9 protein-coding genes are annotated in these 22,012 nt (G+C 48.9%); 4 read left to right on the top strand and 5 right to left on the bottom strand.

Annotated elements, in window-relative coordinates; genetic code table 11:
• Window positions 1-784: 784 nt before the first annotated feature.
• Together MXE41_RS11730 and MXE41_RS11725 are read right to left on the bottom strand one after the other, a co-directional pair.
• Complete coding sequence (locus MXE41_RS11730; RefSeq protein WP_247100615.1) at window positions 785-4,153, bottom strand: DNA cytosine methyltransferase; 3,369 nt, start codon at window positions 4,151-4,153, stop codon at window positions 785-787.
• A gap of 226 nt (window positions 4,154-4,379) precedes the next feature.
• The gene (locus MXE41_RS11725; protein ID WP_247100614.1) at window positions 4,380-5,996 is read right to left on the bottom strand and encodes a hypothetical protein; all 1,617 of its coding nucleotides are present in this window, start codon (window positions 5,994-5,996) and stop codon (window positions 4,380-4,382) included.
• A 2,593-nt stretch (window positions 5,997-8,589) separates the two neighbouring features.
• On the opposite strand from MXE41_RS11725, the gene MXE41_RS11720 reads away from it, so the two are divergent.
• The 4 genes from MXE41_RS11720 (at window position 8,590) to MXE41_RS11705 (ending at window position 14,946) form a co-directional block, all read left to right on the top strand.
• Window positions 8,590-9,810, top strand: a complete 1,221-nt coding sequence (locus tag MXE41_RS11720; RefSeq protein ID WP_246977625.1) for a DUF6348 family protein — start codon at window positions 8,590-8,592, stop codon at window positions 9,808-9,810.
• 1,124 nt (window positions 9,811-10,934) lie between these two features.
• Entirely contained in the window at window positions 10,935-11,870 is a 936-nt protein-coding gene (locus tag MXE41_RS11715; RefSeq protein WP_247100613.1) for a flagellin, read from the top strand.
• A 477-nt stretch (window positions 11,871-12,347) separates the two neighbouring features.
• Window positions 12,348-13,265, top strand: coding sequence for a flagellin (locus MXE41_RS11710; protein WP_247100612.1), 918 nt, complete (start codon window positions 12,348-12,350; stop codon window positions 13,263-13,265).
• A gap of 763 nt (window positions 13,266-14,028) precedes the next feature.
• A complete protein-coding gene (locus tag MXE41_RS11705) occupies window positions 14,029-14,946 on the top strand; it encodes a flagellin (protein WP_247100611.1) in 918 nt (305 codons plus the stop codon).
• Window positions 14,947-14,973: 27 nt separating this feature from the next.
• Here the strand turns inward: MXE41_RS11705 and MXE41_RS11700 are convergent, their stop codons facing one another.
• The 3 genes from MXE41_RS11700 to MXE41_RS11690 all read right to left on the bottom strand — a co-directional run bounded on the left by MXE41_RS11700 (window position 14,974) and on the right by MXE41_RS11690 (window position 21,610).
• Window positions 14,974-15,309, bottom strand: coding sequence for a hypothetical protein (locus MXE41_RS11700; protein ID WP_247100610.1), 336 nt, complete (start codon window positions 15,307-15,309; stop codon window positions 14,974-14,976).
• 438 nt (window positions 15,310-15,747) lie between these two features.
• Window positions 15,748-16,611, bottom strand: coding sequence for a BON domain-containing protein (locus MXE41_RS11695; protein ID WP_247100609.1), 864 nt, complete (start codon window positions 16,609-16,611; stop codon window positions 15,748-15,750).
• 4,696 nt (window positions 16,612-21,307) lie between these two features.
• Complete coding sequence (locus tag MXE41_RS11690) at window positions 21,308-21,610, bottom strand: hypothetical protein (RefSeq protein WP_247100608.1); 303 nt, start codon at window positions 21,608-21,610, stop codon at window positions 21,308-21,310.
• Window positions 21,611-22,012: the final 402 nt, after the last annotated feature.

The following is a 22,012-nucleotide window of genomic DNA, read 5'->3' as shown; positions in this document are numbered from 1 at the left end:
CCACAGCTTTCATATATGGTAAAAGGCACATATAAAAGCCATTTTAACCACAGTCAGGCTGAACTTTACTTACTGGATTTGCTCGAGCTTTTTTCAGTATAGCGGCCAATAATTAGCTGCAACACAGAGAAGAAAAATACAGTATGCTTTCTTTTACGTATTATAGAGAATATTGAAAGAATCACCTGACACACCTCCTACATCAGCTTGTACAAAGGCAGATACTGCCCACATCAAAGCTGATATTTATGGGATAATGCATGCCTTTAGACATGTTTTTGCACAAGCATTAACCCGAGCATTTTCATGCTCAGCTAATGCTGGAAATGGTCGTCAGGTAGCAGCAAAACTGCATGTCCTGTGTTCTCATGTTTTTTTCAGTATAGCGGGCAATAATTAGCGTCAACACAGAGTTTTAAAAGATCCAGATGAACAGTTTTTCAGTACACACAAGCTATTTTTGCTACAAACTGTCCGCATAAAACAAAGGCCGCTGCTGATACTTGAGATCGCATGCGGCCTTTTGCCTGGATAAAGAAGATTACTGTTCACCCATTGCCAGGCTGAGTGTCAGCAGTTGATTTACAGCTTGTGTATTGATGTTTTGTGCGCTGTGCAGCCCTTATGCAGCAAAGCGCTGCAGCTCTCATCATGGTGCTGTCACGACCTGCAGACTTGCTACATGCTGTGACAGCACTCTGCTACATGACAGCAACTTGTAGCAACATTCTATGATGCTGCATTATCCTGATGCCTGGATGGCAGATTGCTGCTTTGTGCTTCGTTATTTTGCATTTTTGCCGTAGATTGCCTTGCGGCGCACTGTGGTCTTTGCCGGGGCTGTGCCTGCAGTTTTACCCTTCGGGGCTGACTGAGTAGCCTTGCGGTGCAAAGTGGTCTTTGCCAGGGCTATGCCTGCAGCTTTACTCTCCGGTGCTGACTGAGTCGCCTTGTGGCGCACTGTGGTCTTTGCCGGGGCTGTGCCTGCAGCTTTACGTTCCGGAGCTGACTGAGTAGCCTTGCGGCGCACTGTGGTCTTTGCCGGGGCTGTGCCTGCAGCTTTACCCTCCTGTGCTGACTTAGTAGCCTTGCTTCGCACTGTGGTCTTTGCCGGGGCTGTGCCTGCAGCTTTAGGTCCCGGGGTTGACTGAGCAACCTTGCGGCGCACTGTGGTCTTTGCCGGGGCTGTGCCTGCAGCTTTCCCCTCCGGTGCTGACTTAGTAGCCTTGCTGCGCACTGTGGTCTCTGCCGGGGCTGTGCCTGCAGCTTTACCCTCCGGTGCTGACTTAGTAGCCTTGCGGCGCACTGTGGTCTCTGCCGGGGCTGTGCCTGCAGCTTTACCCTCCGGTGCTGACTGAGTAGCCTTGCGGCGCACTGTGGTCTCTGCCGGGGCTGTGCCTGCAGCTTTCCCCTCCGGTGCTGACTTAGTAGCCTTGCTGCGCACTGTGGTCTCTGCCGGGGCTGTGCCTGCAGCTTTACCCTCCGGTGCTGACTGAGTAGCCTTGCGGCGCACTGTGGTCTCTGCCGGGGCTGTGCCTGCAGCTTTACCCTCCAAGACTGACTGAGAGGGCATGCGGAACAGAGGCATATTCTGAACAAAGTCAGCATCTACCGAGAGCTCAGGGTCATGCTTTGGAGCATGCTTTGGGGCATCTTCACGCAGCACACCAAAGAAAAATACAGAGCAGGCATCGACATTTAGAGATCGGGTCTGGTGGTTGCGCGCAATGCGGTAGAACCTGCGATACTCGTCACCCGAAAAATAGAGACACTGCTCATCTGTAAGTACCGTATTCCTGTCCTTGGGAATAAGGATAGCCACAGAGCCGTTGACCAGAACCCCCTTTGGTTTCTTCATAACCCTTGGGTAATAGGTCATGTTTGGAGTCAGGTAAACATCATCGCGATCAAGGTAGTCATATACTGACAGGGCTCTGGCATCATCCTTACTGATATATGCGTCATAGCCCTCACTATCGATGATCTGACAGCCGTCATCACTGATATTGCGAGATCGGAGTACACGGATATCGCCACTGTCAGACATGGTGGAATTGGTCAGCTGACGGTCGCGGAAAACGGTAAAGCGGTCAAAATCAAGCTTGTCACATACTGCATCAAAATCCTGGTCACGATAGATAATCCAGTATGGCAGCTGCGGATCGAATATGTATTTCTGCTCCTGATCAAGATCAAGATGCTGAGTCATGGAAATGACTCTGGTTCTTTTTGGCTTTGCTGTGGTGTTGATAAGCAGGGCTACTGTTTCAATCAGCACACCAGGGAAACCATGCTCTCCAAAATCTATTATGCAGTCAAAACGCATATCACTCAGATACTGGCGTGACGGAGCAAATTCAGGAGTGTTGAGGATGAACTTGGGAAAAACCAGAGCCACATAGTCAGCAAGCTTTACTGCCTTGTCAAGGAAGAAAGAGCATATGTTGGATGCTCCCTTATTGACGGCATCATGCTGATAGGTACTGAGCATACTGCCCTTTCCTGCTTTCATCTTGAAAAAAGGCGGATTGCCAATAACAAAGTCATAACGGCTGCTGAAGTTATGTGTCAGGAAGTCATCTACAATATATTTTACAGAGCAGTTATCTGGAAGCTCATACTTGTCCATCAGAGCCTTGCAGATACGTGAACTGTCAGGATCAATGTCTACAAGGTCTATCTGAACTCTTTTGCCGGTAAAATGACTGGCAATAATAGGGATAAAATTACCAACACCGGCTGATGGCTCAAGAATATGAATCTCGTCCTTATCAACATCAGGCAGTAATTTGATCATCTCTGTGATCAGGGTTTTACTGGTGTAATAGGCGCCGTTGTCAGTACGGTTGGTATTTGACATTTCAGCTACTCTGCCCAGAGCAGACAGAGACAGGTTAAGCGGGTTGGTCCTGATAAACTCCACCACCTCATCAACAGAGCTGAAGGCCTGACGCTTTACAATATCGATAATAGCGCGTGGAGTCAGAGGCTCATGCTCAAGTGCTCTGGAAACAGCTGATGCTATGCCACGGAAAATTACTGTCGGAACAGCTTCACCAAGACACTGCCTGATGTTCATTTCATTGAGCTTGTACCAGCTGATTTTTTCATCAGTTGACATGGCATTGAGCTGCTCATAGCTGTGCTCAGTCCATCTGAATGAGTCCGGTACGGTCATCATGCGCATCAGCTCTCTGACACTGAAAACACGGTCATCGGCAGGATGCACAGTATTCTGGCTGGCCAGCTGATCATTTCTGGTATGAACGCATGGACCTACCTTGTCCCAGATCTGGCGGCGGTACTTGTCACCGTTTTTGCGCTGATTTACTACAGGCATGCCATCGACAATCTTATGAGGCTTTTTACATATATCCTCATTGTCAAAGGCATTTTCACCTTCCTTGAGATCATGCACCCACATTCTCATATGCTCAGGATAGGCTCGGAATGCATGCAGAACATCATCAGGGTCAATTTCCCCCATGACCTCAAGGCTCTTCATTGAGCCAATAACCTCACGCAGAGTTTTCTCCGGCACAGTCTCAGGATAAAGCTCAAATGGAGAAACCTCATCAGCGTACTCACGGCTGACGCCTATGACCAGAGTGCGGGTACGGCTAGAGCAGGCACCATAATTCTTAAAATTGATAATACGGTAGTCAAAGGAATACTCGTCACCAAGATTTTCTTTGATAGCCTGAGCAATAGGCTTATCCACACCATCAATGTCGGTGCACAGGGTCTTCATGAAAGCCGGCACATTCTCAAAGATAAAAAATCTTGGTCGAACGCTCTTGATAATCTTGATGGACTCAACTACCAGAGAGTTGCGGTTAATTTCATTATCAGTCTTCTTATGGTTGGCTACTGACATGCCCTGGCATGGAGGAGTAGCTACCAGCACATCAACCCTTTTGATGTGCTCATGCTTTTTCCAGAACTCAATCTGATCGTAAAGACGGCCCTTAACCTCTTCATCTGTAATATCACCACAGATATAGCCCTCAGGATAGCGGCATTTGCCATTTGCTATCTGCACAGCCAGACGGCGTGGTATCAGCTCGTTTGTGGCTATACACTCAAAGCCTTCCATCTTGAATCCGTAACAGCCAATGCCGGAACAGCTGAACAAACTGATATAAGTCTTCATTAGTAAATCCTGTTGACCGGCAAGCATACAGTCAGGGCATGAGTAATACACCTCAGCACCTTACGGTATGAGCCTGCACGCTACGAAAAATAAAAAGGCCTGAACGGCCGGGGGAGAAGAGAAAGGGCATGTGCTGCCCGAAAGGCTTAAACATGAGCCCTGTACGCTCTGGGTACCAGCGGCGCACAGGGATTATACCAGCGTCTTTACAGGTATGGGAAGGAGGTTAGAGGAGCTTTTTCTTCCATTTGGCAAACATGCTGCTGCCATCATCGGTCTTGTCGACCACGATGTCATAGGTGGTGCCCATGAACGAGAAGCAGAAAGTAGTCTTCTCACCATCTTTGGTTTCATTAATGGAGTCGATTACTGTCCTGAAGTTGCCTACATAGGATCTCAGGAAAGGCCTGGAACGCTCGGAGATAATGCCTCTGATGGTATTGCGGGTGTCGGTAAGGCTGCCTGAGTCTGTGGCCATGGCCGGACGGGCCAGCTCCATCCAGGTAAAGCCGGTGATGTATTCAATCCACTCCTTGAGGTCCTGGCGCAGCCAGCACTGTGCAAACGGATCCTTGGCTTCGGTAAGCAGCTGACCTATCTTTTCATTGATATTGTCAATGCAGTCATTGCGCTCATCAGGGCTGCCCATAATGGTAAAGCAGCGGTAGATAACATCTTCCTTGGTAGAGATCTGGCGGTACCACTGGATGGAGCTGTTTTTGCTCAGGGTAAGCTCATCAAAGCTCATAACCTTGCGGTCAGCATTGCGCTTGAGGAATGTATAGTTGAGCTGCTCTTCAGGCTCTTCAAATTTGGACTGCAGAGCAGAGTTGACCAGAGCCGAGATAATCTTCTTTTTCTGCTTGCCGGTAAGAAAGTCATCCAGATGAGAAATCACGAAGGATGCAAAGTCATCCTTGATGTGATTTTTCAGGGTGTTGAAGTGATTCTGATGCAGGGCAATAATGCGTGCATACTCAGTCTTCTTGTTATACAGGCTGTAAAAGGCCAGTACCAGCAGACGGGTACGCAGATTAAAGAGCTTGTAGAAGATGAAATTGATCATCACATCCTGATTGGTCAGGTGTACATCTACACTGCGGGAGCGGCCAAAGCTCCAGTCATTGCCGTAAATGCACATGTTTGACCAGTTGACATAGTCAGGAAGGCGATCAGAGAAATAATCCTGCAGAGCGGCCGAAGGAATCTCAGTCAGTTCTTTTGGATCACCCTGATACCATGGATCAGGTACATTGACCAGCGGCCAGTAAGGATTTTGCGAGAAAGTTGTATAGCCTGCCGGTGGGCGTACATGGAAGTTGGAGCACTGCCACAGATAACTCCAGATAGCAAGATAGGCATGAGCTCGCTTCATGGAAGCGGTATAGCCGGTATTGGAGTGATCTTCGGGATCAAGGCCCATGTACTCGAGCATCTGAGCACAGGTAGTAAAGGAGCTGGCCACAGCATCGCCGGCAAAGACTTCCTGCCAGCGGTTGAGAATACTGAAACGGAATGAGGCGTTTTTTACCAGGGTCTGGACTGGCTCGATATTGCTGCAAAAGCACACTACCTCAGCACCTTTGAGATAGTCAGCATTGATGATGTCAGAAAGGGTTGGCCAGAAAGTATCACGGAACATGTCCTGGGTAATACCGTGTTTAACGGCATCAGACCAGCGGATACGGGCCAGATGGTAGCTGCCGGGCATGATGTAGGTATGCACATGAACCCTTGGTCGGCTGTGGACTGCGTTCAGGCGCAATATGCTTAACTCAAGGGCGCTTTCAGGCTCACCCTCGTTAGGCACATATACATCAACAATATAAAGCTCATTGTTCAAGGCAGTAACCGTATCAAAGATCTTATTAAGGGGAGCAGACCCTTAACTGCAAAAACCGAATAAAGCAGCACACTGTGGCAAGGGACCGGCAGGCAACCTGATACCTGCTCAGAGCGCATTGCGTACAAATGGGTACAGGAAAAATAACCGCAACCTGCTGCAAAGAGCAAATCAGTAACCCTAAGTCTGTCAGTACTTACAGCATCTGACAGCTGCAGCCGGTCAGCAGCTTCTGTCCAGCATCAAATTCCTCAGGCCTGATATACATCTGGTTCAGCGCTGCTGCACCAGTGCAGGCAGCCGCGCTGCCGGCCTGCGCTCCGTAAGGAGCATAACCTCAATAGTTTACCATGGCAGTCAAGGGTACGCACAGGCCAGGAACATTTTATCGACGTATCCACGCGCCCTGCAGCCACCTGGAGCCCATTTTTACTTGCCTTGCACTGTAAAGGCACTGACCACCTGCCCCAATACAACCACGCCATCACACAGCCTGCTTCTGTGCCATCGCAGAGTCTGCAGTATCGCCATCGCAGAGCCTGTGGCTGTGCCACCGCAGAGTCTGCAGTTGCGCCATCGCAGAGCCTGCAGCTGTGCCATTATCCAGCGCTGAAGCCAGGCCATCACCCAGCTCCGCAAATGTGCCATTATCCAGCCATGCAACTGCGCCAGCATCATACAGAGACTCAGACAAGTGGCTATAATCAGGCACACATCAAAATAATCAGTCAAGCTGCCGCACATTCAGCCCAGCTTGCTGGCATGCCATCATGCTGACCAGCACACTGCCTGCCCTCCGGCATGCATACCGGGCTGTCATACATGCAATGGGGGTTATGCAGACAGTTACAATCACTCCTGCTGAGCCTGATCTAATGGACCATGCCTCATGGCTGGCACCGTTGCTGACAGCGGGACTCTCAAGGGCAAAGCCTATAGTCATACCTGAAAGGCATGAAGTGCCGACATGAGCATGTGCTCCTTTGCAGCACAGAACAGAGGTCGCTGCGCCAGCGCTTTCTTGCAGCACAGTGCAGCTGGCCGCCCTTTATGTCTTTTCCAGCCATATGCAGCGAGCCTGCGCCTGTTCCTGTGTCTGTTTTGGGCAGGCACAGGGATTAGTTTGGGGCAATGGTGCTTCGCAGGCGCCCAGAGGGGCCTCAGACAGGGGGCATGATGTGATCCAGACTGGATAATAAGGATTAAAGTCTGTGTTTTTGTGATCCTGATGCACCTTGAACTGCTTCATGAGCGCTTAACTGTGATTATGATTCTCTAAGGCAGGTACTGACTCGCATGTACATCTGTTTTGTCATGTTATGACAGCAGGAGCAACCAGCATGGTGCAGCAGTCAAAAAGCATCCCGTCAGCATCGCACACGACATGGCTGTCACAGGCATTTGCCGCTGTTTGCAGGTAATTTATCCGCCTATGTGCAGCATATTTAAATTTGTGTAAACCTCGATTAAGCACACAGGTTTAAACACATACCACGATTGAACTTTATCCGAACCTGTTTGTTTGATATATCGTTAATCAAGGATATAACGGCCTTGCTGCCCCCCCGACAGGGTGGCAAGCCCCATCAGCTTTATGCCCTGCAATATGATCATTTATGAGCCTTCACTGTCTGAATAGGAATTTTCTACAGGCAAGAGGGTCAAAGCAAATGTCCAGGGGATTGACCTGCGTAGAGACAGGAGTAGAATTGCCCGCCCGGGAGAGCGGTCATGATATTGCCTGCCGGGCCTGTGTCTGCAGGTTATGTCTGTATCCCGATTAGGCAGACCTGGACAAACCTGGACAGATTGAGACAGACTTATACCTGAATCAGGGAAAGGTAAGTACCGACATTCCTGCCAGCAGTCCCTGGCCTTTATGCAATGTTGTGCACACAGATTCACAGCCTTACAGGCTCACAGGCTCGCAGCCCCTGTTTTCACGCTGTAGTAGCGGCAGTTGACTAAGGCCACAGTATTTTTGCCACATGCAATAAGAATCCTGCTGCCTGAAACGGGCCCCCCCTGTTACTGACCCTCATAGTAAATGTCCGCCCAGAGCTGTCCTCTCAGCCATTGTTCCAGGGTAAGAGAACATGGGCCATAGGCCATGCTCCATGGTCAGAGCCAGTTACGGGACTGAACATGAGCTGCCTGTGCTCAAGACCATGCATACAAAACCAAAAGCCAGACTTGTAAGACCGGCATAGCCATGGTTAAGAGCACAGCTTCAACCATTGAATACTGGTATTCATGCACTCAAGGCTGTGCCCTCAATATGATTATGCCTCACACCATGCTCAGTCTTACGGGCTGGGCCTGAATTGCCATACAGCACAGACCTGGCCTGCCCTGGCCTGAGTGGGCATGGCAGTAACAGTGTCCGTGGCCGTGCCCATGCCAATGCTAATGGTAAGATGCTCAAGCAGGGTCCGGGCCTGGAAAGAACCGGCCGCAATTAAGGCATTGCATGATGCAGGCATACATACTATTCAGGCCAATATGATGCCCGACATTATTTAAACTGCCGAACACCTTCTGCCACTCAGGATTGCAGGGGAAAAATCAGGCCTGCTCCTGATAAGGATTAAACATGGCAAGAAATCATGCTGCAGAACAACTGTTTGACTTTTTTGATGGCGAACTGAAAAATCTGGATAACTACGATCTGGAATGCATGATCTGTGAGTATCTGGTTGCCTATTACGAGATTAATGGCCGTAAAGCTCAGCGTAATGCCAATATCCTTACTTTCCCTGAACTGGGTATCACCCTTGCTCCATCCATTGGTCAGCGTAATAACCAGAGCGTACTGCTGCGCTTTGAGGTCAGCTCAGAAAAATGGGACAAGACTGTAGTAGAAAACTCAGCAGGCATGGGCTCCAATCAGCCTGAATCCCTGTCCAATGCCATGGAGTCCTTTACCTCGGCCTTTCTGGATGGCCTGCTGCTCATGGCAGAGGGAGGCACCTGCTATGAGCGTTTTGACTCATACTTTGCTGGACACACTCACTCCTGGCAGGTGTGGCTGTCTGATCTTGTATCCATTGGTGAAGCCCCGGACATTGAAGAGGCCCAGTATTACTGGGAGCAGCTGCAGGATCTGATTGCCGAACGCCTTGGCAACCAGCGCTTCTGTGTGGTCAAAATCTTCGCCTCACGCTCCTTTGGCTCTGTAACCTGTGAGTGCCGCATTGATGGCATTATCAGCTATGAGCTTACTGAGATCCTTGAGGCCATGACCCGCATGTGGCCTACTGAGCGCTTTGGCTCTCATAAGATGTTTTTCTTTATCTCCCAGAGTCCTGATACCTTCATTGAGGGCCACAACTTCAGCCGTGAGTTCCAGAAGGAGCTCGACTACCTGGTCAATGTAGTTCTGCGTCTCTACGGCCAGTACTGTGGTCCAGGCGAGGTCGAGCAGCTGCCTGATGTTATTAACAATCTCGTTGAAGACCATACCCTGGCCGAAGAACTGTGCATGCTTCTGCCAGAGCTGTGTGCCCAGCGCAAGTTTGCCGAGCTTAGCTTTTCTGATGCCATAGCCCTGGCCATAGGACGTCATGACTCACCGGTACTGGTCTTTACCCATCAGATGACCGACTACATGCCTATCTGCCAGGCACTCGATAAGGTCCTTGGCAAGGGAACGATGCCAGAAGACATCAAGGTGGCCTTTGACGTGTGTGCCCAGTCCAGCACCATTTTCAAAACCATCACCGACATTCTGGCCAAAAACCCCAAGGCCCATCTTACCGACATCAAGAACCTTACCCTGCTCCTGTCAGCCAGCGAGGCCTTCGTACTGCGCTGAGCAAATAACAGGCACCACAGCCGTCCATCCGACCGGCCGTCGTCGACCATCGTGCTGTCCAGCCGTGCGGCCAACGTGCCGACCATCCGACCGTCCTCCAGGCTATTGATGCAGCATCAAATATCCCTGCCATGCATGCTGCAGCAACTTTCCCTGCCAAATAAACCATAAGACTGGCCTTGAGCCAGCTCGGCTCTGGCCTCTGAGGCGGCCATACCTGCTCAGGCTCCAGGAAGTCACGCATTCCATTCCCGAAGCTATAGCCGCAAAGTAAAACTGCCCCACCCAACAATCAGAAGACCGCTACGCCTCGTTCTCAAAGGCCAGAACAATTTCAGTCACCCCAATGGCACAAGCGGGCTGAGCACGCAGGCCATTACCGGTGCTCGCTGCTCCTCGCCAAGACCATGCGTATGCTGAAATCAGACTATCATTTGCTGGAAACGAAAAGGACAAATGCAGAACACGGCTGAGACTCCTTAGTGTGCCCCCATGAGTGCTGAGTACAGGGCTGATATGGACTGCACAACGCACTATGGCAGCCTGTACAGCAACATACATCCCTCTGGGCTTTGATCTGTGATGGGTAATATATGAGCCAGACAATGCAGCTGCTGAACTATCAGAAATGGCACATACGACGGGATCTTCAGTATTGTCATACGTGCACAACCCAACAAAAAGCAATTTACATGATGAAACTTTATGATGAGCGTGCATGAGCACAGTGACCGTCAGGAAGTCCCGGAACTGACCTTGTGCTGCGGGCGTACTGCAGCCCCACTGCACAAATGTGATTTATATGAGCTTTTCTTTGCGCGACATTGCCCAAGACAGCAGGCAGGTGACTGTCAATTTTTTCGTCACATCATGCTGCTGAAGCTGATTTTTCTGGCATCTATTTACCTGTTCTGATCCCCGTCATTACCGTATTCATGATCCCCTGAATTAGATATCTATTTACACTTGTTTACACGCCTGTATTTGAGATTATCAGTACCACTGACGGTTGAACTCAAACTTAATATTGCCCACTCGTTAACATGGTCAATTAGTGCGAATCAGGCGCAGGTGTGTTCGCACACCTGCCGCCTCCAGTTGTTAGTACAAAATAGGAAAGAGTTATGGCTGTCTATGTAAATACCAATGTGAGCTCTCTTAACGGCAGACGCTATCTCAATAACGTACAGGGACAGCTGACTACCACATACCAGAGACTCTCTTCAGGTCTGCGAATCAACTCCGCCAAGGACGACGCAGCCGGCCTCCAGATCTCTTCGCGCTTAACTACTCAGATTAATGGCCTGAACCAGGGTAACCGTAATGCCTCCGATGGTGTAGCTTTCGCCCAGACAGCTGAAGGCGCCATGGATGAAATCACCGGCATGCTCCAGAAGATTCGCACCCTGGCAGTACAGGCTAACAACGGCACGAACACAGGCGATGACCGCGTAGCACTCAGTAAAGAGGCTACCGCACTGGCCCAGGAAATTACCCGCATTGCCCAGCAGACCAAGTTCGGTGGTTCTCTTATCCTGGACGGTGCCGGCACTAACTCCATCATGACCAAGGGCGGTGCTGGAGCTCAGCAGTCAAATGACATCGGTAAACTCACTCTTCAGGTAGGTGCCAATAAGGGCGATACTATCAGCTTTGAAGTCAATGCCATGAAGTTCTCCCAGATTGCAAAGGCTGGCAACATCGCTGATGCAACACTTAATAAGTTCTGGAACAAAGCTGCAAACAACAATCCTGACAAAATCAGCCTGACCAAGACCGAGAACATTGAGGCAGCGTTATCCTCACTTGATGCCATGATTGGCGCTGTTGACGCAGCCCGCTCAGGCCTAGGTGCAATCCAGAACAGACTGGAGAGCTCAATCCGCAATCAGGCAAACGTTTCAGCCAATCAGGCTGACGCCCGTAGCAGAATTCGCGACGCCGACTTCGCCGAAGAGTCCGCCAACCTCAGCCAGCAGTCCATCATCCAGCAGGCTGCTACCTCCATGCTGATGCAGGCTAACACCAGACCACAGCTGGGTCTGTCCCTCTTAGGCTAATAAGCAATTGTTATCAGGGTCGTTTTATTCACCTGCGGCCCTTCAAAAGGCTCGCAGCTTCACGGCTGCGGGCCTTTTTGCTATCTGCGTAGCCAGCTCCGAGGCTGAGTTAGCAGATGCTTCTTAATGCTGAGCAGATTGCCCAGATCAACGTAGGATTAAAACGCATCTGTTACTTGTACTGCGTCAGCATGGAGGAGCAGGAAAGTCAGGTGTAGTTGGAGCTCTTAGAACACCATTTGATTCATATCTATATTTCGCATAAATATCGCACTTATACACATAAATACACATTCGTAATCTATATCTATAGCGCTCAAAATTTTCGCTTACTTTTGATATCGCGAATAATACAGTTTTGCATTGGCAAAGAATTTTCAGTCGGTCGTTAGCATAGGCATATATTACAGAGCAGGCCTGGACACCCTATCCTGCCTGTATTATCAAGTTGTTAGTACAAGCAAGAAGGACTGAAAAATGGCTGTTTATGTAAATACCAATGTAAGCTCGCTTAACGGCAGACGCTATCTCAATAACGTACAGGGACAGCTGACTACCACATACCAGAGACTCTCTTCAGGTCTGAGAATCAACTCCGCCAAGGACGATGCAGCCGGCCTCCAGATTTCCTCACGCTTAACTACCCAGATTAATGGCCTTAACCAGGGTAACCGTAACAGCTCTGACGGTATTGCTCTGGCCCAGACCGTTGAAGGCGGTATGGATGAGATTACTGGCATGCTCCAGAAGATCCGTACCCTGGCTGTTCAGGCATCAAATGGCACTAACACCCTTGACGACCGTAAAGCACTGTCAAAAGAGGCTACTGCTCTGGCTCAGGAAATTACCCGTATTGCCAAGCAGACTACTTTCGGCGGCAAGAAGATTCTTGATGGTGCTGGCGGTGACAGCCTGTTCTCCAAAGCTGCTGCAGCAAAAGGCAATGAACTTGGAACTCTTACCTTACAGGTAGGTGCCAACAAGGGTGACGTGATCAGCTTTAACGTAAACGGTGTCAAGTTCTCCCAGATTCTCTCCATGGCAGGTCTGGCAGAGAATGATGTTAAGGGATACTGGTCAAAAACCAACAATGTAATCACTTTCTCCACTGCTGCTGAAGCTCAGAAGGCTATTGAAGGCATGGACAAGATGATTGGTGCAGTGGATGCTGCCCGTGCTGGCCTAGGTGCAATCCAGAACAGACTGGAGAGCTCAATCCGCAATCAGGCAAACGTTTCCGCCAACCAGGCTGACGCCCGTAGCCGCATTCGTGACGCCGACTTCGCCGAAGAGTCCGCCAACCTCAGCCAGCAGTCCATCATCCAGCAGGCTGCTACCTCCATGCTGATGCAGGCTAACACCAGACCACAGCTGGGTCTCTCCCTCTTAGGCTAATAAGCAATTGTTATCAGGGTCGTTTTATTCACCTGCGGCCCTTCAAAAGGCTCGCAGCTTCACGGCTGCGGGCCTTTTGAGTATCTGGCTCCCCCGGCTGAAAAACATGACCTATAAAGTTCTTACTGCATTACTGCAGCGGCTGGCCTCTTGCGCAGAGGATAACCTCGCCATAGCTGACAGCTGGGCAAGAAATGCCCGGCACTGCAACCCGTGCATGCGCTGAGGCAGTAATGGGCTGTAAAGCTCAGGCTGCGCAACACTGCTCTTACTCGCCAGCTGCTGCGACATGCCCAGCATACCCTCCAAGCAAAACAGAACATGTAGGGTACGTTGAGAGGATAACCAGTTCCTGGATTCTTTACGGCCTCATGTGCTCGAGCACAATTGGCTGCAAAAGCATTTTCCCAACTCTGACAGGCCTAAGGCCTACGCGTAATGCGCCATACCGCCATGTCAGATTATGCTGATGATGCCAGTTTTGCAATGAGAGAAAAAGGGTGTCTGGAGAGCCTTTAATCACAATTTGAGTGGTATCTATATTTCACGGCATAATCTTTCTCGCGTGCATAATTTTACGCTCGTAATTCATATCTATTGTTTAAGTTTTCCTGCCTGTATCCAACCTTATGTCTTTTTGAGATTTTCACTGCCAATAAAATCATGCCCTGACGTTAACTGTGATAACGGTTACAGAGCAGGCTCACAAACACTGTCCTGCCTGACTTAGTTAGTTGTTAGCACAAATACAAAGGACTGAAAAATGGCTGTATATGTAAATACCAATGTGAGCTCGCTTAACGGCAGACGCTATCTCAATAACGTACAGAATCAGCTGACTACTACATACCAGCGACTCTCTTCAGGCCTGAGAATCAACTCCGCCAAGGACGATGCAGCCGGCCTCCAGATTTCCTCACGCTTAACCACCCAGATTAATGGCCTTAACCAGGGTAACCGTAACAGCTCTGACGGTATTGCTCTGGCCCAGACCGTTGAAGGCGGTATGGATGAGATTACTGGCATGCTCCAGAAGATCCGTACCCTGGCTGTTCAGGCATCAAATGGCACTAACACCCTTGACGACCGTAAAGCACTGTCAAAAGAGGCTACTGCTCTGGCTCAGGAAATTACCCGTATTGCCAAGCAGACTACTTTCGGCGGCAAGAAGATTCTTGATGGTGCTGGCGGTGACAGCCTGTTCTCCAAAGCTGCTGCAGCAAAAGGCAATGAACTTGGAACTCTTACCTTACAGGTAGGTGCCAACAAGGGTGACGTGATCAGCTTTAACGTAAACGGTGTCAAGTTCTCCCAGATTCTCTCCATGGCAGGTCTGGCAGAGAATGATGTTAAGGGATACTGGTCAAAAACCAACAATGTAATCACTTTCTCCACTGCTGCTGAAGCTCAGAAGGCTATTGAAGGCATGGACAAGATGATTGGTGCAGTGGATGCTGCCCGTGCTGGCCTAGGTGCAATCCAGAACAGACTGGAGAGCTCAATCCGCAATCAGGCAAACGTTTCCGCCAACCAGGCAGATGCCCGTAGCCGCATTCGTGACGCCGACTTCGCCGAAGAGTCCGCCAACCTCAGCCAGCAGTCCATCATCCAGCAGGCTGCTACCTCCATGCTGATGCAGGCAAACACCCGCCCACAGCTGGGTCTGTCCCTCTTAGGCTAATAAGCTATTGTTATCAGGGTCGTTTATTCAACTGCGACCCTTCAAAAGGCTCGCAGCTTCACGGCTGCGGGCCTTTTGAGTATCTGGATCCCCCGGCTGAAAAACATGCCCTTTAAAGCTGCTACTGCAGCGGCTGGCCTCTTGAGCAGAGGATAACCTCGCCAAAGCTGACAGCTGGGCAAGAAATGCCCGGCACTGCAACCCGTGCATGCGCTGAGGCAGTAATGGGCTGTAAAGCTCAGGCTGCTCAACACTGCTCTTACTCACCAGCTGCTGCGACATGCCCAGCATACCCTCCAAGCTGAACAGAACATGTAGGCTACGTTGATAGGATAACCAGCTCCTGGATTCTTTACGCTTCATGTGCTCGAGCACAAATGGCTGCAAAAGCATTTTCCCATTCCATGCTGATGCAGGCAAACACCCGCCCACAGCTGGGTCTGTCTTTGTCAGGCTAAGAATCAAAACTATCAGGAGCTGGTCTATAACCGCCGGCTCCAATATGGCCCTCAGTCTCTCGTGGCTGAGGGCCTTTTGTTTTGTATTTTGCAAACTACTTTGCCCGCATGGTATTAAGGCAAGGCCTCCTTGCGATTTCCAAAATAGAAAAGGCAGTACCTCCGCTTTCTGGAAGTACTGCCTTTTTCCTTTTAGCAATCACTTACAGCAGAATATTGCTGCGCATTATTGCTTTACATAAGATTATGGTGCCCAAATCTCAAGCCTGCAGATTTATGGACATATACTGCAGTTTGATAACTGCTGCGCAGTAGTCGGGCTCAGGATGATAAGGTTCCCGTCTTAGTTGTACTCACTTGCCGGTAACAGCAGGGAGGAAGGGCCGTCGTCAGCAACCGGAGTCAAGACTGGCTCATCCTCGATAATGTAGGCACCGCCATTCTGCTTGTTCTCAACTGGTGGTACATAGGAAGAGTTGCGCTGTGGACGTTGGTAAGAGGCGCTGTTGCCCTTCTGTGGGGTTACATTGATTGGGCCCTCGTGCTCACCGGAGTTGCCCTGGTAAACGTTGTCGTCAATATAGTCAAAGATGTGATAGACCTTGCGTACGCCATCGATGCCCAGAACGGTATTGATAGCGCGCTTGCTCTCATCCTTGTTCACAATGCCCATAAGGAATACGTTACCGTTCTCAGTTACTACCTTGAAGCGGTTGGAATTGATGTCCTTACCAAGAAGCAGCTTGGCCTTGACCTTGGAGGTAATGTATGAGTCGCTGGAAACTACACGGGCTGATACCGGCTTTTGCAGGGTAGCGTAGTTGTAAACCTTGCGTACATGCTCAAGTCCCTCAATCTTCTTTACTACCCATTTAATGTAGTCACGGTTGATAGTCTGGCCTGTGATCAGAACGTTGCCGTTAAATGCAGTTACAGAGATTCTCAGATCCTCAGGCTTGGAGAGCAGAGAATTAGACTTGATTAAGCGATATGACTGCTGCTCGATACCCTCATCATAGGCCATATTGTAAAGAGAGCGGTTGTCCTGATGGACTGCAGCTGCACCACCGGCTCCGGCTGCACCTGCAATAGCGAGCGCACATCCGTTAAGAACAAAAGGCATTACCAGACAGCAGGCGCCAACTGCGGCCCACTTCTTCAGGCCTTTCACGGCTGCTGCCTGCTTTTCTGTTGCGGTGTTATGCATCTGAGATCTCCTCATTATCAAATCTGGCGCATATCAATAATTTTACAGGTCCATTATCCCTGACCGTATGACGGTAGTGCAGTCAACACTCGAGCCGACACTGTCTGACGCAGTCTGACGCTGCTACAGTCAGCAATCGAGCCGACACTGACGGACGCAGTCTGACGCTGCTACAGTCAGCAATCGAGCCGACACTGTCTGACGCTGTTGCAGTCAGCACTTGAGCTGATACTGTCTGACTGTTTTCAGGATTTACAGAGAGGTACCTGATACTGCCTGGTTACGGATATACCCGTGCCATAGCTGAGCTCAAACCGTAGTGATGGTCTGCAGCCTCAGGCAGAATAATACTCCAATAATGGCGCTGAATGACATTTTTCCTGACGGCTCGCCGCCACATCCACTGTCATAGTGCTGCTGCATACGCACTTTACGTGCGCCCGCACAGTCAGCATCAGACATGTACCATGCTCACTTACAGCCTTGCCTATGCAATGGCATTAGCCATGGCAAAAACACGATCATGGCATGGTAAAGAATGGCATAAGCTGCTCAGAAATGCCGGAAAGCCTGTAAGCTGCATCGGTCTGCACACCGGATTTGCGCAGCCATCTGGCTTTCCAGCTGCCGACAGAGTTGTGGTGCCTGCCACCTTAAGTTCGGCTACATGCAGGCTCTGTCGACACTTATCAAACAGACGCTGAATAACCATACCCTGATGCAGCTCACTGAGCACCAGATAATCAGGCCATGTCTCAGGCATTCAGCACACTCCTGAGAGCAAACTGCAGCAATAGCAGGTACAGTCATGTCGTAAGTTAACACTGTGAGCTTAGGAAAAGGACAGGCATAACAAGATTGGGCTGTACTGACACAAAATGCACCACCATATTGCCTCCAACGGGCACTTCCTGCCTTTAGCATTCCACGCGCCGTCTCCGTCCCGCGTCGTGTCCTCACCACCCGTCACCTGCCTGCGATTTCATCTTGCACAACACCAAAGTATTGCTGACTTAGCCAGACCAGACTTGCTGCGATTTTGGGGCAAAAATCAGCGTTACCAGTAACATAAAATTTGCCCCAAAATTACTGTTTCTATCAAAAGCCACTCAGTTTTTCTAATAGCTGCTCCCCATCAGCCCTCCTCCAGGCTTCATCCCTCATCAGGATTATTTATGAGCTCCTGCCATGCGCGGCAGAATAGGGAGATTACTGTACTGATAATGCGTCTCCCCTGGATAGCTACGGAGAGTGCCTACAGATCTCACAGCATGTACAGCTGTGCAGGTCCCGGCCGCAATAACAGCACGAAAGTCATTGAGCAGTCCCTGCTACTCCTCGTAGCTCTATGAAGCTGCTACAGGCTCTAATGGCTCCCAAAGAGCACTTTATGCCTGTAGAGCCGCAGCATCCCCAAGCGCCCGCACAGAGCCGTATTTGATACCTTAGCCTAGTGATATGGTTCGCCAATGGTGAAAGGAAATGAAGGGATAGGACGTGATGCTATGCGACGGAGCATCATACTGCCTGATGGATAATTCATGGCGCCTGTAAATAATGTACCAAAGTGCCTTTACCTACGAGACATCCCTTGTACAGGTGTCAGACACTACCAGGCCAGGGATGCAGGGCTTAACAGCGGTAACCATGATGGGCATGTGCGCCTGACAGCAAATCAGCCTCCCCCATGACCGTACTTACAGGACTGTTGATCATACTGTCGAGCTGCTCATTACTGTAAATGCAGGCGGAGCTCATGGAAGTGCGCAGGATGGCAGGGATCGGATAAATCAGGTGCGGCAGGGGACCGTATGAGATACCGCAGGATTGTTCGGCAGGAAATTATAAAAGGCAGATCTGTACTTCCAGTGCATACACTTCAGCTTACAGTATATGTAAATGTTACAACTGTGTTACTTAAAGGCAGCGAAGGCTCTGAATAAATACCTCAGGCAGACTGCAAGCTCTGACAATACATCAAGATCTGTAACAGAAAATGGACGGAGTAAATCAGTCAGATTGAGATTTGGAACTGAATAAAGGATACAAAATACAGGGCAGGGGAAGAAATGGTAAAAGACTGCAGTTTCAGAGTGAAAAAGTGGCCAGTTTACGGGCCCGAATATAAAAAACCCCCGAGTTCATCAGAACTCAGGGGGTAACAATCAAACAAACATAAGGAGTAGCTTCATTATACAAAATAGCCGCTCCTTTGCAAGCATTTTTTTAGAAATTTTGAAAAATTTTGAAAAAAGATTCTATCTGTGCTGAATGCAGGACAAAAGTTCCGAGATTTTGATAAATAAGCCAATGATGACGTTTATCAGTTCTTAAATACAAATAGACTCAGTGCAATATTTGCACTGTTTTAGCTCAATACTTTGGGATCGTGATCACTAGTTTTGCTGTATCTAGTGAAGTAATTTTTCAGAATTTTTACACAAGGTGCCCAAAAGTGAAAATTTCCTAATTTTCTGATCACCATAATCTGGATAATCCTTAACAGATGAAATGTTCATGACCCTGTCCATTTGCCAGCTCAAAATCTCCGAATTTTTTAGAAAAAATAGCTTATCCCCGGTAACATAAATAATGTGATACAGATCACATAACCACCCATAGATCTTTATTAACAACCTCTGCCAGCCATGGGTGGCGCCATGTAAAAGCAATGTAAAAAGTCAGAAATTACCCATAAACTTTCACGAGCTTTGTCGGTATATTCTGCTACTTTTCCAGGACTTTTGGATGAAAAAAAATGGCACATGGCATTCATTTCATGAAAACCCAAAAACCCCGTCAGCACGGGCTTCACTATGAATTATTGACAGGATGTTTTAATTTTAGTTCACACCTAAAGGTACTTTTTGTTTTTCAGCATGCTCAGCCTCCTTAAGGCCAGTGTCCTGATCCTATGTATTTTTTTGCCCCTGCTCTCTGAAACATAAAAGTGCATAAGCCCTGTCCTTCCCTGACCAAAATATATTTTTGCACCGCATCAGTTACCTGTAATGTCACCTCCACATACTTCCCTGAAAGCCACGCTCACGTACCGCTCTCTTACCAGGCACATGCCGGACATGGGATCAGGCTGTACCTGCAGGCCCGGTTATGTAAGTGCCTGTCCCCAACCCAGCCCTCCTTGATGACTTCCTGCCCCCAGTCACGCCATTCTCTATTCAAATCCTGTAAGCAGCAGACCTTAAGCTCTACATTAATGAGAATGCTGCGCACGCTCCTGAATCATTTACCTGTTTTCGCCAAAGCACAGGCCGTTGCTCTTCGGAGCGGATATCTCAACTCGCCAGTCCATGGTCTTTAAGCAAGACGCTTTCTTTAAGGTATTACCTTTACCTGGATTCTCATTGCACAGACTTAAGTCCACCGTAAGCCCTTAAACCATGACCACCGTCCTGTACTGCTCCTTACCACCTGCCTTCTGACCTGACACTGAACCACTGTATACAGGAGGGCCAAGCATGAAGGTTAGTCAGGAGCGCCTTCGATCTGTCTGCTGCCATATGACCATCAGAACCATTTCATGAAGCTCAGAAGATTACTTCAGGCAGTAACTACCGACATGGCGGCTACCCGATATATCTTCAGCCGCCACCTCCTGTATTTCTCAGCAACGCCTGTACACATTGAAGTAATACGCCCACGTGACATCTCTGCCGCCGCTACTTCCTGCATTCCACATCAACGACTGTCTACATCCACGTAAGGAAGCCTGATTATGCCAGTGGCTCCCTCCAGATACGTGAGGCCCCTGCCTGGCTTGCATTTGCATGTGCTGTACTCACCCTCCAAGACCACAGTCATATGCAGACAAACGGGGAGAATGAGCAGTCACCATCAGCATTGGTGTATGTTCACTATCTTTAATCGAGGCAACTGTATGCTCATCATGTACCCGATACTGATAATCACAGCTGAGCAAGTAAACACGTACATCTTCCGCTCATTACAGGCCCGAATAAAAACGAAAGACGTCAGTATGCTTAACCATGGCAACATTCCCGCTATCTACAGGCAATTTACAGTTCCGCTCTGTCTACTGTCACTTGCTTCTTTGTTTTACAAAGGATTATTCAGGACAACATAATGATGCTTTGCTGTGCCTGACAAAAGGCCTCTATCTCATGTTTAACCACGGGCTCTTGATGACAGTGACCCAACCATGGCCAAGGCGCCCGTCCCTGTATCAGCCGTGACGAAGGACTAAAGTCATTAGACAGGTAGCAGCTGCTTACTGGTACTTTCTCCTGGCAAAAGCTGGGACATTATCTGTACCTTGCTCTTTGCCGCCTTAATTATCTGTACCCTGGTCTGTGCCGTCTCAATTATCTGTACCATAGGCTGTCACTACACTGTCTGGCGTCAGGCCCTTGATGATGTCTAACCATGGATTATGTCTTTACCTCATACCTGTACGACTGAGTCACTTCCATTGTGCTCCGATAGAGGCGTAAAACCCCCGCCTCATCGAATTCATCACCAGGTTGCAGCAACCATTCTTCTCCACCGGCAAGCCAGTACAAGCTTAGACGTGCCCTGATCCAGGATGACAGTCATGTGCTCTGTATCAGGATGAAGGTGTCAGATCCAGGATAATAAAGGGGCAGATAATTGCCTGGTAAAGGTACTGATATCCACTAAGGTCGGCCGAAATCCGGAGCAGCGTCCCTTTACCTAATTACTCACCGGCCACCACAGCACTACCATGGCCCTCCATAAATGAATGAGTGAATGACTGGAAGAAATCTGTCTTATCGAACTTCGACACAACGTTTTGTTCAGAGAAAACAGTGGCAACTGTCTTCTTAAAACTCTTAGAGAACTCTTTGAGCTTTACTGGGTTGATGTACTCCTCAACAATCAGTTCAGTAGCAGTATCTGCGAAGCCTAATTTTTCTAAAACATCTTGCTGATCGCGGGTAGTTGCAGCAGGGCGGGGGTTGAATGAACTGGACTTGCCTGTTTTGCTTGTAGCGGCCATAATACACCTCTATTTTTTTGAGAGTTGGCTCCGGAACATAGATTGATTGATTCTCCGGAGCCATTCTTAATATCATAGCTACTACATAATCGCAAGTTTTTTAATGATATTTTCCCGTATTTATCTGATTTATATACATACTGGAAAACAAGTATATTTACTTATGTTAATTAGAATTTATAACACAATCGATTTTGGCACAACAACCATTGATGCATAAAGATATATCGAACAAAAATTTCGTAATTTCTCTCTGAATTAATGAAGTTAGAAAGTCATATAGACGGACAATGTTTACGTAGAAGCCCTAAACAATAGATGTTTATAAATGTATGTGATTTACATAGCAGGTTAATATAGTGTAGTTTTGGAAGAAAGTTAGCAGGGGGTCATGATGGTAAA

The organism is Anaerobiospirillum sp. NML120449 (genome assembly GCF_023051105.1).
In the GTDB taxonomy this organism is placed as follows: Bacteria; Pseudomonadota; Gammaproteobacteria; order Enterobacterales; family Succinivibrionaceae; genus Anaerobiospirillum.
This window is presented reverse-complemented; position numbering and strand designations above follow the sequence as displayed.

Coding starts and splice junctions, on each gene's coding strand:
- MXE41_RS11730 (WP_247100615.1), bottom strand. CDS start 4,153: ATGAAGACTTATATCAGTTTGTTCAGCTGTTCCGGCATTGGCTGTTAC.
- MXE41_RS11720 (WP_246977625.1), top strand. CDS start 8,590: ATGGCAAGAAATCATGCTGCAGAACAACTGTTTGACTTTTTTGATGGC.
- MXE41_RS11715 (WP_247100613.1), top strand. CDS start 10,935: ATGGCTGTCTATGTAAATACCAATGTGAGCTCTCTTAACGGCAGACGC.
- MXE41_RS11710 (WP_247100612.1), top strand. CDS start 12,348: ATGGCTGTTTATGTAAATACCAATGTAAGCTCGCTTAACGGCAGACGC.
- MXE41_RS11705 (WP_247100611.1), top strand. CDS start 14,029: ATGGCTGTATATGTAAATACCAATGTGAGCTCGCTTAACGGCAGACGC.
- MXE41_RS11700 (WP_247100610.1), bottom strand. CDS start 15,309: ATGAAGCGTAAAGAATCCAGGAGCTGGTTATCCTATCAACGTAGCCTA.
- MXE41_RS11695 (WP_247100609.1), bottom strand. CDS start 16,611: ATGCATAACACCGCAACAGAAAAGCAGGCAGCAGCCGTGAAAGGCCTG.
- MXE41_RS11690 (WP_247100608.1), bottom strand. CDS start 21,610: ATGGCCGCTACAAGCAAAACAGGCAAGTCCAGTTCATTCAACCCCCGC.